This is a genomic window from Nocardia lasii (assembly GCF_042658545.1).
Taxonomy (GTDB): domain Bacteria; phylum Actinomycetota; class Actinomycetes; order Mycobacteriales; family Mycobacteriaceae; genus Nocardia; species Nocardia lasii.
On sequence record NZ_JBHSQN010000003.1, the window covers coordinates 45,396 to 57,219 of the forward strand.

Annotated in this window: 13 protein-coding genes; 3 read left to right on the forward strand and 10 right to left on the reverse strand. The window is 69.4% G+C overall.

Annotation, left to right across the window (positions count from 1 at the left end; translation table 11 throughout):
- Positions 1-25: 25 nt before the first annotated feature.
- Complete coding sequence (locus ACFP3H_RS08015) at positions 26-562, forward strand: DUF1697 domain-containing protein (RefSeq protein ID WP_378601801.1); 537 nt, start codon at positions 26-28, stop codon at positions 560-562.
- A gap of 74 nt (positions 563-636) precedes the next feature.
- Here the strand turns inward: ACFP3H_RS08015 and ACFP3H_RS08020 are convergent, their stop codons facing one another.
- The 10 genes from ACFP3H_RS08020 to ctaD all read right to left on the reverse strand — a co-directional run bounded on the left by ACFP3H_RS08020 (position 637) and on the right by ctaD (position 10,080).
- Entirely contained in the window at positions 637-843 is a 207-nt protein-coding gene (locus ACFP3H_RS08020) for a helix-hairpin-helix domain-containing protein (RefSeq protein ID WP_378601804.1), read from the reverse strand.
- A 50-nt stretch (positions 844-893) separates the two neighbouring features.
- On the reverse strand, positions 894-2,126 hold the full coding sequence (locus tag ACFP3H_RS08025) for a THUMP-like domain-containing protein (RefSeq protein ID WP_378601807.1): 1,233 nt from the start codon (positions 2,124-2,126) through the stop codon (positions 894-896).
- A complete protein-coding gene (locus ACFP3H_RS08030; protein ID WP_378601809.1) occupies positions 2,127-3,104 on the reverse strand; it encodes a class I SAM-dependent methyltransferase in 978 nt (325 codons plus the stop codon). It abuts the gene before it with no gap.
- Positions 3,105-3,283: 179 nt separating this feature from the next.
- The gene (locus tag ACFP3H_RS08035) at positions 3,284-4,060 is read right to left on the reverse strand and encodes an enoyl-CoA hydratase-related protein (protein WP_378601812.1); all 777 of its coding nucleotides are present in this window, start codon (positions 4,058-4,060) and stop codon (positions 3,284-3,286) included.
- Positions 4,061-4,070: 10 nt separating this feature from the next.
- Positions 4,071-4,877 (reverse strand): NUDIX hydrolase, encoded by an 807-nt coding sequence (locus ACFP3H_RS08040; protein WP_378601815.1) that lies wholly within the window; start codon positions 4,875-4,877, stop codon positions 4,071-4,073.
- A gap of 123 nt (positions 4,878-5,000) precedes the next feature.
- Positions 5,001-5,837, reverse strand: a complete 837-nt coding sequence (locus ACFP3H_RS08045; protein WP_378601818.1) for an ABC transporter ATP-binding protein — start codon at positions 5,835-5,837, stop codon at positions 5,001-5,003.
- 18 nt (positions 5,838-5,855) lie between these two features.
- A complete protein-coding gene (locus tag ACFP3H_RS08050; RefSeq protein WP_378601821.1) occupies positions 5,856-6,014 on the reverse strand; it encodes a hypothetical protein in 159 nt (52 codons plus the stop codon).
- Between the two features lie 138 nt (positions 6,015-6,152).
- On the reverse strand, positions 6,153-6,944 hold the full coding sequence (locus tag ACFP3H_RS08055) for an aminoacyl-tRNA hydrolase (protein WP_378601824.1): 792 nt from the start codon (positions 6,942-6,944) through the stop codon (positions 6,153-6,155).
- A gap of 82 nt (positions 6,945-7,026) precedes the next feature.
- Positions 7,027-8,256, reverse strand: a complete 1,230-nt coding sequence (gene serB / locus ACFP3H_RS08060) for a phosphoserine phosphatase SerB (RefSeq protein ID WP_378602614.1) — start codon at positions 8,254-8,256, stop codon at positions 7,027-7,029.
- 81 nt (positions 8,257-8,337) lie between these two features.
- Positions 8,338-10,080 carry an aa3-type cytochrome oxidase subunit I gene (gene ctaD, locus ACFP3H_RS08065; RefSeq protein WP_378601827.1) on the reverse strand — a complete coding sequence of 581 codons (1,743 nt, stop codon included), beginning with the start codon at positions 10,078-10,080 and terminating at the stop codon, positions 8,338-8,340.
- Between the two features lie 305 nt (positions 10,081-10,385).
- On the opposite strand from ctaD, the gene ACFP3H_RS08070 reads away from it, so the two are divergent.
- Both ACFP3H_RS08070 and ACFP3H_RS08075 read left to right on the forward strand, forming a co-directional pair.
- The gene (locus ACFP3H_RS08070) at positions 10,386-11,189 is read left to right on the forward strand and encodes a VOC family protein (protein WP_378601830.1); all 804 of its coding nucleotides are present in this window, start codon (positions 10,386-10,388) and stop codon (positions 11,187-11,189) included.
- Positions 11,190-11,367: 178 nt separating this feature from the next.
- Positions 11,368-11,772, forward strand: coding sequence for an AMP-binding protein (locus ACFP3H_RS08075; protein ID WP_378601833.1), 405 nt, complete (start codon positions 11,368-11,370; stop codon positions 11,770-11,772).
- Positions 11,773-11,824 lie beyond the last annotated feature (52 nt).

Here is an 11,824-nt window from a genome sequence, read left to right on the forward strand (position 1 = left end):
GGTGGCAGTGGGTACGGTCACAGGCATGACCAGCTATGCGGCTCTGCTGCGGGGGATCGCGCCGTCCAATCCGCAGATGACCAACGACAAGTTGCGCGGGGTGTTCTCCGGACTCGGGTTCACCGATGTGGGGTCGGTGGTGGCCAGTGGCAATATCGTGTTCTCGGCACCCGAGACAGATGTTCCCGCGCTGGAGGACCGGATCCAGCAGGCGCTCAACGCCGAGCTCGGCATTCCCGGCGGCACCATCATCCGTTCGCGCGAAGAGCTCCGAGCCCTGGTCGACGCCGACCCCTTCCCCGGCCTGACCCACGGCCGAGGCACCTACCTCATCGCGACCTTCTTCAAAGCCACCGAGGCCCCCACCGAGATCCCCGACTTCGACGACCCCCTGGCCCGAGTCGTCGGCATCGACCGCGACGCCCGCGCCGTCCTGGCCATCGTCGACAACTCGACAGGCAAAACCCCCGACTTCATGGCCTGGCTGGAAAAGCAATACGGCAAAGACATCACCACCCGCACCTGGCTCACCATCCAACGCATCCTCAAGAAAATGGGCTGAGCCGACCTGGTCGGTTGGTCAGCACGCTCTGGTGGCGCGAATAGCCGGGCGAGGCGGACAGGAGAGCGTGGTGATCACTTGTCCAGGTCGGCGAACGCGAGTCCGCGCGCGGCCAGTTCCTCGCCGAGGATGCGGATCGACTTGGGGCCTACGCCGTGGATGGCGAGGAGGTGTTTCGCGGTGACCGTCGTGAGGTGGGCGTAGGTGGTGTAGCCGTGGGCCGCCAGCTCGCGGGTGGCTACTTTGCCGATTCCGTGGGGGAATTCTGACGCGTCCGTCATCGTGGGCACCTTTCGTCTGCGACCGGTCTTCAGACTAAGCGCGGGGACCGTCAGCGGGTGGGGGCGACCGCTCGGCACAGGAACACGACCCCGGCGCGGCCGATCCGGGTGAGCACGAGGGTGTACGGGGTCGAGCCGCGCAGCTTGAGCTTCTTGCGTAGCGCGTCGGGGTCCACGTCCACGCCACGCACGAGGATCTCCAACGCCCCGCAGTCGCGGCGGGCCAGTTCCTGGCGCAGGGTCTTCTCGCGGAGTTCGAAGCGATCTTCGATGCGGAAACCACGCATGCCGACAGGCACGGTGTCGCCGGTGAGGTAGGCGATGCGCGGATCCAGTTGCCACAGGCCATGTTTCGCGGCGTAGTGGCGCACCAGGCCCGCGCGGACGACCGCGCCGTCGGGGTCGATGATCCAGTCGCCGGGCGGAAGGTCGGGGATGTCGTCGGGGGCGGCGTCGGTGAGAGTCGTTGTGCCGCCACGGGAATCGAGGACGGTGGCACGGCGGGTGATGCCGTCCTCGGTGAGACCGGGCGACCAGAGGCAGGCTTCGCGGACGGCACCGTCGAGGGAGACGATCTCGACCTCTCCGTCCCACCCCAACTGGTCGAAATCCAGTCCGGGAGCGGACTTCACGGCGATATCGCGACCCGCGTAGGCGGCCAGCAGATCCGGCAGCGGGGGTTGGAGTTTCGCCGGGTCGTAGGTGCGGCGACCGTCGGCGCGCCGGGCGGGGTCGGCGATGATCACGGTGTCGCGGGTGGTGGGGGTGAGTGCATCCGCCTTGGCCAGCACGATGTTCTGCCCGGCGACGGACAGCCGTGCGCCGATATCGCCGTCGAGTTCCACCGGATGCCGCGCGGCCACGCTGAGATTGTGTGCCCCCATGGCGAGCCGCACATCATCGAGATCGCTACCGATGACAGCCGGACAGACCTCGACCAACTCCGCCAGCTCGGCGCCGATCGAACAGGTCACGTCGTGCACCGCGCGCCCGGCCAACCGGGCGGCCCGGTGGCGGGCGACCAGCGCGGGCGTCGCCTGTTGCAGGGCGTCGTCGGTGAACAACCACTCGGCGGCGCCGGGCAACTTCACCGCGGCCTTGCGCCGCAACCGCACGGTCTCGATCAGCGCGGCCGTGCGATCACCGTGCGCGCGACGCACCTGCTCGATATCGCGCAGGTGCGTCGCGGGCGTCAGCTCCAGCCGGTCGACCTCGGCCAGCGCGGCGCGACCGGCCGCACCGGCGAGGTAGGCGACGTCGTCGCGGCCGAAGCGGTAGCCCACCTACTTCTGCGCCGCGCCCGGCTTCACGCCGGTGATCATCGCGTTGTAGAAGAACTCGCGCGGCACGACCTTGCGCAGCACGTTCTCGTCGAGCCAGCTCAGGCCGAGCCAGGCGCGGTACTGGGCCATGCGGTAGCCGACGGTCAGCTTCTCCTCGGGGACCGCGGCCTCGAAGGTGCGCACCGGCCAGCCCCACAGGGCGGCGGCGAGTTCCTCGGTGGTGGCCTTCACGTCCACGGCGCCGGCCGACTTCGCCATCTTCTCGAGATCGTCGGGGTCGAAGGTGTGCAGGTCGACGACGGCCTCGAGGGCGGCGGCGCGCGAGGACTCGTCGAGTTCGGTCTGCGGACGACGCCAGCCCGACAGGAACGGCAGCTTGGTGACCTCGGTGGTCACCTTCCAGGTGGCCTGGCCGAGGCGGCGGGCGTAGATGTTGCCGATGGTGGTCGGCTCACCGGCGAACACGAATCGTCCGCCTGGCTTGAGCACGCGCAGGCACTCCTTGAGCGCCAGCTCCACGTCGGGGATGTGGTGCAGCACGGCGTGGCCGCAGACCAGATCGAAGGTGTCGTCGTCGTAGGGAATGGTCTCGGCGTCGGCGACGCGACCGTCGACGTCCAGGCCCAGGTGTTCGGCGTTGCGCAGCGCGACCTTGACCATGCCGGGCGAGAGGTCGGTGACCGACCCGGACTCGGCGATCCCGCCCTGCATCAGGTTGAGCAGGAAGAAGCCCGTGCCGCAGCCGAGCTCGAGCGCGCGCTCGTACGGCAGCGGGGCGGGTCCGACGGCCAGGTCGAACCGGCCGCGGGCATACGCGATACAGCGCTCGTCGTAGGAGATCGACCATTTGTCGTCGTAGGTCTCGGCCTCCCAGTCGTGATAGAGAACCTGGGCGAGCTTGGTGTCCTTGAGCGCTGCTTCGACCTGTGCCTGCGTGGCGTGCGGGTTCGGCGCCGGATCGTCGGGATGAACCGTCATACAGGCAAGCCTAACCGGCGGGCCCGCGACATCGGCGGGGACTCCCGACGTGACGATTCCGACATCCGGTACACGGCACCGGCCACATGGGTCGAAAGTGGTCAGAGCGGTACCCACGTCCGCGCGAGATCGCTACGAACATCGCATATCCGACGATTGTCCGAGCGACGTGGTTGTGGTCACCGCCCCGTGAAGGTCGCGGCGTCGGGTCCCTCGGCGGCGTAGGTGCGGGTGCCGGTGCGAGCGTCGTCGGTGTCGAACAGGGCCGACCACTCGGTGACGGCGGTGGAGTGCCCGTGCGGTCCGGATTCGAATACGGCCTTGGCGGCGGCGAGGGCGCGCGGCGCGGCGGTGACGAACTGGGCGGCCCACACGCGCGCGGCGGTGAGCACGTCGTCGGGGGCGACGACCTCGTCGACCAGGCCGAGCTCGAGCGCCTCCTCGGCGGCGACGAAACGGCCGGTGTAGACGAGGTCCTTGGCCCGGCTCGCGCCGATCAGCAGCGACAGCCTGCGAATGCCGGAGAGCGGGATGAGGCCTGCCTTGATCTGGGGCAGGCCGAGCTTGACGTTGTCGCCGACGATCCGCCGGTCGGCGCCCAGCGCCAGTTCCAGGCCAGCGCCGAGGCAGTAGCCGGTGATCGCGGCGACCGTCGGCTGGGGCACCCGGGTGAGGCAGCCGAGGGCGGCCTGGAGGTCGGCGGCCATCGCGGCGGCCTGCTCGGCGTCGAGCTCGGCCAGTTCGCGCATCTCGTCGCCCGCGCTGAACACCCGCTCGTCGCCGTAGACGATCAGCGCCGAGACTCCGGGATGCTCGGCCACCGTGGCCGCCGCGGCCGCCACCTCGCGAGCCAGCTGGGCGTCGACGAGGTTCAGCGGCGGGCGGTCGACGCGCAGCAGCGCCACGCCACGGGTGGTCGGCTCGGCGGGCAGCTCGAGGGTCACGAATTCGGCCATGGCAGTCAACCTACCGGCCGCCGAGCGCGCCCAACTCGGGCAGCTCGGCGAAATACCGTTCGTTGTCCGGGAAGTCGGACAGCGGTCGCCCGTCCGTCCCCGGCGCGTACCTCGGCATGATCGGCGTGATCGCGCGCTCGGCGGCCAGCACGGCGGCGGTGTCGGCGAACCCGCACAGGGCGTCGAGCTGCGACCAGGTCGGTGGCATCAGCACGTGCTCGCCACCGCGCCAGCTCACCAGGGCGTCGGCGGGGGCCTGCCAGCTGACCTGGGCCGCCTCGGAGGTGGCCCCGTCGGCGTCCTGCCCCTGCGGCAGCACCGCGACGAAGAAGCGGGTGTCGTAGCGGCGGGGTTCGGCCTCGGGGGTGATCCAGTTCGACCACGGGCGCAGCAGATCGGCCCGCAACACGAGACCCTCGGCGGCCAGGAAGTCGGCGAGGGACAGTTCGCGCCGCTCGAGCTTGCCCCGCGCCTGGCGATACCGCGCGGAATCCTCGACCACGGTGTCGGCGGTGGGCCCCGCCAGCAGCACACCGCACTCCTCGAACGTCTCGCGCACGGCGGCGGCCACCAGCGCCTGGGCGGTGGCCTCGTCGGTCGCGAACCGCCGCGCCCACCAGGCGGGTTCGGGTCCGGCCCAGGCGATGTCGGCGGTGAGGTCGGCCGGGTCGACGCCGCCGCCGGGAAACACCGTCATCCCGGCCGCGAACGCCATCCCGGTGACCCGACGCTGCAGGAACACCTCGATGCCCGCCGCACCGTCACGCACCAGCATCACCGTCGACGCGTCGCGCGCGCGAACCCCGGACTCGCTCATACCGTTCCTCTCCACCGGCCGACATCGCGTCGGCCCACCCGCACCCTAACGCCCGCTCGGTCGCCGACGAACCGGGTTCGGCCCAAACCTGATCGGACCCCGGGTGAGCCTCGCGGCGTGAGCTCACCCCCGGCGGCGATGCCCACCCGAGCGCCGCGCCCGCCGCGCGAACCACCGTCCGTCCACCCGGTCCAACGCGATCGACTGGCTGAACGCGGTGCTCAGATTCTCGGCGGTGAGCACATCGTCGAGCAGCCCCTGCCCTACCACTTCGCCCTCCTTGAGCAACAGCGCGTGGGTGAAGCCCGGCGGGATCTCCTCGACGTGGTGGGTCACCAGGACCATCGCGGGCGCGTCCGGGTCGGCGGCGAGATCACCGAGGCGTTCGACCAGTTCCTCGCGCCCACCCAGGTCGAGTCCGGCGGCGGGTTCGTCGAGCAGCAGCAGTTCCGGGTCGGTCATCAGCGCCCGCGCGATCAGCACCCGCTTGCGTTCGCCCTCGGACAGGGTGCCGTAGGTGCGCTCGGAGAGATGTTCGGCGCCAAGGGTTTCGAGCATGTCCACGGCGCGTTCGGTATCGATGTCCTCGTAGCGTTCACGCCAGCGCCCGAGCACCGCGTACCCGGCCGAGACCACCAGGTCGCTGACCTTCTCGTCGACCGGGATGCGGCTGGCCACCGCCGCCGAGGACAGGCCGATGCGTGGTTTGAGTTCGTTGATGTCGACGCGACCGAGCGTCTCCCCCAACAGATTCGCGTGACCGGAGGTCGGATGTAGTTCGGCGGCGGCCATTCTCAGCAGCGAGGTCTTGCCCGCGCCGTTCGGGCCGAGCACCACCCAGCGTTCGTCGAGTTCGACTTGCCAGGAGACGGGGCCGACCAGGGTTCGGCCCGAGCGACGGATGGTCACATCGGTGAAGTCGATGAGCAGATCGGGATCGGGTTGCGACACGCGCTCCATCTTCGCCCACGCGGGGCCTCAGTGGAACGACCGGCCCGTGTGGGATTCGCTGAGGCCGCGCCGCGCCGCCTCGTCCGGGCCATGGTGCTCGCCGCGCAACATTCGCGCGGCGAGCAGGGATACCGGGACCGAGAGCACGACCCAGACGATCAAGATCACCACAATCGTTGTCATCATCGCGGAACCTCCCAGTGCCTCGTCGCGCTCGGCTGTCGGTTACGTATACCCCCAGCGCCCGGAAATACACCGACATATCGCGGCGAGTCCGCCCAACCGCAACCGAACCGTCGAATTCCCGCGCGCGTGTCGCGATATTCAGGCGTGCGCGGGCACCGCGATCACCGTCATCGAACCGGGCGCGACCTCGGTGAAACCGGCGTCGCGCACCGCCACCGCCCGCCCGGCGCGCACCCGCTCGACCAGACTCGCCCACTGTCGCTCGTCGGCATCGCGCACCGAGCACCCGAATCCGCGCGCGGCCCAGTCGATCACCGCGTCCAACGGCAGCGCGCCGGCCAGCAGCATGCTCGCGTGCCCGACCTGCGCGGCCGCCTTGCCCACCGACATCGACAGGGCGGCGTTCACCCACAGCACGGGCAGCGTGGGGTCCGCGGGCCCCGGCTCGTCGTGCTCGAGCTCGGTCCCGCCGATCTGCAACTTCCTGATGCGCTGGTCGATCGCGCCGACCGGTCCGGGCACGAACGCGCGCGCCTGCGCCCCGTCGACCTCGACGGTCACCCCGTCGACCGCGCCCGCGGCCACCCACTGCGCACCGCGCGCCCGGCGCGCCACCTTCCTGATCCTGGCGCGTTTCCACGCCAGATACCGGGGCTCCCACTCCCCGCCCGGCGCCGAACGCGGGTCCATGCACACCGCGACCGCCGCCGACGCCGCCGCGGCCAGCAGCGCGCTGCGGGCGGGCGGGTCGAGTTTGGGGATGTGCAGCACCATCTGCATGGCCTGCACCATCGCCGGATCGTCGGGATCGCCCGCGCTGCCGTAGCCGCGCGCCAATTCCGCGTGCAGCGCGGCGAAGTCGGCCGCCTCGTCGCGAACTACCGTCCCGATCGCTGTCTCGGTGTCCACGCTGTCGCACCCATTGCCCATGACACACACCCGTTCGATCGGCGAACACTCCACCGACAAGGGTAGCGATCCGGGCGGGCGCGGGCGCGCGAACGGGTTCGGATCAGCGACCGAGCAGCGGCACCCGGCGCACCCCGCCGTCGCGGGCGTCGGCGGCCTCGACCTCGTCGCGGGTGACGCCGAGGATGAACAGCACCGCGTCCAGGTACGGGTGCGACAGGGCGGTATCGGCCACCTCGCGCAGCGCCGGCTTGGCGTTGAAGGCCACGCCGAGTCCGGCCGCGTTGAGCATGTCGATGTCGTTGGCACCGTCACCGACGGCGACGGTCTGCTCCATGGGCACACCGGCCTCGGCCGCGAACTTGCGCAGCGCGGTCGCCTTGAACGCGCGGTCGACGATCTCGCCGACCACCCGTCCGGTGAGCTTGCCGTCGACGATCTCGAGGGTGTTGGCCTGCACGAAATCGAGTTCGAGTTCGTGCGCGAGCGGCTCGATCACCTGGCGGAAACCGCCGGAGACCACGCCGCAGCGGAAGCCGAGCCTGCGCAGGGTGCGGATGGTGGTGCGCGCGCCCGGGGTGAGTTCGATGCGCTCGGCGACCTCGTCGATCACCGACTCGTCGAGCCCCTCGAGCGTGGCTACCCGCTGACGCAGCGATTCGGCGAAGTCGATCTCGCCGCGCATGGCCGCCTCGGTGACCTCGCGGACCTGCTCCTCGACCCCGGCGTGCGCGGCCAGCATCTCGATCACCTCGCCGGTGATCAGCGTGGAGTCCACGTCGAACACGATGAGCCGCTTGGCCCGTCGGGCCAGCCCCGCGCGTTCGACCGCGATGTCGACCTGTTCGGTGACGGCCACCTCGGCCAGGGCGGTGCGCAGGCGCGCGTCGCCCTCCTCGGTGGTGTCGGTCGCGGTGACCATCAGTTCCATGCCGGTCACCGGGTAGTCGGCGATACCGCGGATGGAGTCGATATTGGCGCCGCCGGTGGCCAATTCGCGCGTCACCGCGCTGAACGCGCGCGCGGTGACGGGCGCGCCGAGCACGACGACGGCGTGCGTGGAGATCGGCGGCTTGCCGATCTGCGCGTCGACGGAGACGTCGACCTGCATGCCGACGGTGTTCATCGCCTCTTCGAGGTCGTCCTGCAGGGCCTCGGGATCGTTGGGGCACGAGACCAACACGCCGAGGGTGAGCCTGCCCCTGATGACCACCTGCTCCACGTCCAACAGGCTCACCTGATGCCGCGACAGCGCCGCCAGCAGCACGGACGTGACGCCGGGTCGGTCGGGGCCGGTGACGGTCACGAGAACTGTGGTGTCGGCCAAGTCGATCTGCTCCGTTCGATTACCCACAAAAAGAGTGTGCACCCGCTGGTCGCCCCAGCAGGTGCACACCCTGGTCTTACGGTGTTTCTACTTCTTCGCGAGCGCGTCCTCGGACGTGTGCGCGTTGTGCTTGCTCGAACCCCAACCCACGTGCGCCTCGGTCTTCATGCGCTCGATCATGTGCGGGTAGTGCAGCTCGAAGGCCGGACGCTCGGACCGGATGCGCGGCAGCTCGTAGAAGTTGTGGCGCGGCGGCGGGCAGGACGTGGCCCACTCGAGGGAGTTGCCGTAGCCCCACGGATCGTCCACGGTGACGACCTCGCCGTAACGGTAGCTCTTGAACGTGTTCCACACGAACGGGAGCATCGACGAACCGAGGATGAACGCGCCGATCGTGGAGATCGTGTTCAGCAGGGTGAAGCCGTCGCTGGGCAGGTAGTCGGCGTAGCGACGCGGCATGCCCTCGGCGCCCAGCCAGTGCTGGACCAGGAAGGTGGTGTGGAAGCCGATGAAGGTGGTCCAGTAGTGCCACTTGCCCAGACGCTCGTCCATCATGCGACCGGTGATCTTCGGGAACCAGAAGTAGATACCGGCGAAGGTGGCGAACACGATGGTGCCGAAGAGCACGTAGTGGAAGTGCGCGACCACGAAGTACGAGTCGGTGACGTGGAAGTCCAGCGGCGGCGAGGCCAGGATGACGCCCGACAGACCACCGAAGAGGAAGGTCACCAGGAAGCCGATCGACCACAGCATCGGTGTCTCGAAGGTCAACTGCCCCTTCCACATGGTGCCGATCCAGTTGAAGAACTTCACACCGGTCGGGACCGCGATGAGGAAGGTCATGAAGGAGAAGTACGGCAGCAGCACCGCGCCGGTGGCGTACATGTGGTGCGCCCACACCGCGATCGACAGCGCCGCGATACCGAGCGTCGCGTAGACCAGGGTGGTGTAACCGAAGATCGGCTTACGGCTGAAGACCGGGAAGATCTCCGAGACGATGCCGAAGAACGGCAGCGCGATGATGTAGACCTCGGGGTGGCCGAAGAACCAGAACAGGTGCTGGTAGAGCAGGATGCCGCCGGTGGCCGGGTCGTAGATGTGACCACCCAGGTGGCGGTCGTAGGCCAGACCGAACAGCGCCGCGGTGAGCAGCGGGAACGCCAGCAGCACCAGCACCGAGGTGACCGCGATGTTCCAGGTGAAGATCGGCATGCGGAACATGGTCATGCCGGGTGCGCGCAGGCAGACCACGGTGGTGAGCATGTTGACGCCACCGAGGATGGTGCCCAGGCCGGACACGGCCAGACCCAGGATCCACAGGTCGGTGCCGACGCCCGGGGAGTGCAGGATGTCGGTGAGCGGCACGTACGCCGTCCAGCCGAAGTCCGCCGCGCCGCCGGGGGTCACGAAGCCCGCGGTCGCCATGGTGCCGCCGAACAGGTACAGCCAGTAGCTGAACGCGTTCAGTCGCGGGAAGGCGACGTCGGGGGCGCCGATCTGCAGCGGCAGGATGATGTTGGCGAAGCCGAACACGATCGCCGTCGCGTAGAACAGCAGCATGATCGTGCCGTGCATGGTGAACAGCTGGTTGAACTGTTCGGGCGAAAGGAACTGCAGGCCCGGACGGGCCAGTTCGGCGCGCATGAGCAGCGCCATGAGTCCGCCGACCAGGAAGAAGCTGATCGCCGTCACCAAGTACATGGTGCCGAGGACCTTGGGGTCGGTGGTGGTGACCGCCTTGTAGAGGAACGAGCCCTTCGGACCGGTCCGGGCCGGATACGGTCGAGTCGCTTCCAACTGAGGGACTGGCCTGGGCTCTACCGCAGTCACTGATCCTCCTGAAGATGCCTGTACGTCACTCGCAGAGCCGACCGCGCCTCGGTGGAGGACAGCAGCAGACATGCGTTGGAGTGAATCGTAAACCGTGCTGCCGCAGCATTCCGCGCGGGTCCTACTCTGTGTCGTATTCGGCGCGCCGTAGACGCCGCGGCGGACGCGATCCGGATCCTTCCGCGCAGGTCGGGTGGGTGCAAGGGTTGGCGGCGATGACTTTTCGGCTCTCGGCGCGTCATCATCGATACCGGCGCGGACCGTGCCAGCGTCACATCGCGCCACCCCTTCGGCCGAGGAGAGTCATGACGTTTGCCCCGAAAGTCGGCGACCCCACGTGGGTCGACCTCTACACCACCGATCTCGACCGCGCGATCGCCTTCTACGGCGAGCTGTTCGGCTGGACCGCCGAGCGCGGCGGCGAGGAGTTCGGTGGGTACACGATTCTGCGCGAGAACGGTCACGCGGTCGCGGGTGCGATGGCGCGGCACGACGACCCCGGCGACCCCTATCCCGATCGCTGGACCGTCTACCTGAACTCCCCCGACGCCCTGGCCACGACCGCGAAGGCGAGCGCGGCGGGCGGCAATGTGATCGTCGAACCGATGGCGGTCGCCGATCTGGGCACGATGGCGGTGCTCGCCGACGTGGGCGGCATCGGGGTCGGGGTCTGGCAGCCCGACACCTTCGCCGGGTTCGAGTCGGTCGGCATCGTGGCCGAGGGCGTGTGGACCGATCATGTCGGCGTGCCCGCCTGGTTCGAGCTGATGACCCGCGCCTACGACGAGTCGCTGGTCTTCTACCGGGAGGTGTTCGGCTGGCGCGACACCCTCACCATCGCCGACACCCCCGATTTCCGCTACACCACCCTGCACACCGCCCCGCCGATGGGCGGCGGCGTCCTCGACGCCAACGGTCATCTCGCCGAGGGCGTGCCCGGCTCGTGGACGGTGTACTTCGGCGCCGACGACGTGGACGAGACCGTCGCGCGGGCGGCGACGCTGGGCGCCGGGGTGTCCTTCGAGCCGATGGACACCCCCTACGGTCGCCTCGCGGGCCTGATCGACCCGACCGGCGCCCATTTCAGCATCGGCGGCAACGCGCCGTGACCGGCCCCTCGACGGCGGCACACGAACTCGCCGCCGTCGGGGTTCAGCCACCTTGGGGTGGGAAACGCTCCCCCTGGGAGGAGCCCCACCAACGCTGGGGTTGCTGTCGGATCCCCGCGCCGAGGGCGAGATTGGAGGTGTAGCACAAAACACCGCCGACGCCCCGAAGGGGAACACGATGAGCACCCTGGTCACCGCTCCCGCCGACAACGTCATCCCGCTGCGTGGCCGCACCGCCGCGGGCACCCTCGCCGACGCCGATCTGGACCGCTGGGCCAATCGCCTGGCTCGCCTGCTGCTCGGGCGCGGTGCGCAGGCAGGCGACCCGATCGCCCTCGCCGTGGACCCCCGGATCGAGGCCGTCGTGGCCGAGGCGGCGGTGCGCAAGATCGGCGCGATCCCGGTGTCGGTGCGCGAAGGTCTCGCGAGCGTCGCCCGCGTCGGCATCACCACCAGGGCCGACCGCCCCGGGCTCACCGACACCGTCGACTGGCTGGTGCTCGACGATCGTTCGACGCTGCGGCGTTACCTGGTCAGCTCCGACGCGCCGCTGGCGGATACCGAACTGCGCGCAGTCTCCTGAACACGGTTCCGATGCGGCGCGCGGAGGTTCAGAATGAACGTAGAGCGCAGTA

Excerpts from the sequence above, each read along its gene's own strand:
- ACFP3H_RS08015 (WP_378601801.1), top strand. The coding sequence starts at position 26 with ATGACCAGCTATGCGGCTCTGCTGCGGGGGATCGCGCCGTCCAATCCG.
- ACFP3H_RS08020 (WP_378601804.1), bottom strand. The coding sequence starts at position 843 with ATGACGGACGCGTCAGAATTCCCCCACGGAATCGGCAAAGTAGCCACC.
- ACFP3H_RS08030 (WP_378601809.1), bottom strand. The coding sequence starts at position 3,104 with ATGACGGTTCATCCCGACGATCCGGCGCCGAACCCGCACGCCACGCAG.
- ACFP3H_RS08035 (WP_378601812.1), bottom strand. The coding sequence starts at position 4,060 with ATGGCCGAATTCGTGACCCTCGAGCTGCCCGCCGAGCCGACCACCCGT.
- ACFP3H_RS08040 (WP_378601815.1), bottom strand. The coding sequence starts at position 4,877 with ATGAGCGAGTCCGGGGTTCGCGCGCGCGACGCGTCGACGGTGATGCTG.
- ACFP3H_RS08045 (WP_378601818.1), bottom strand. The coding sequence starts at position 5,837 with ATGGAGCGCGTGTCGCAACCCGATCCCGATCTGCTCATCGACTTCACC.
- ACFP3H_RS08050 (WP_378601821.1), bottom strand. The coding sequence starts at position 6,014 with ATGATGACAACGATTGTGGTGATCTTGATCGTCTGGGTCGTGCTCTCG.
- ACFP3H_RS08055 (WP_378601824.1), bottom strand. The coding sequence starts at position 6,944 with ATGGGCAATGGGTGCGACAGCGTGGACACCGAGACAGCGATCGGGACG.
- ACFP3H_RS08070 (WP_378601830.1), top strand. The coding sequence starts at position 10,386 with ATGACGTTTGCCCCGAAAGTCGGCGACCCCACGTGGGTCGACCTCTAC.
- ACFP3H_RS08075 (WP_378601833.1), top strand. The coding sequence starts at position 11,368 with ATGAGCACCCTGGTCACCGCTCCCGCCGACAACGTCATCCCGCTGCGT.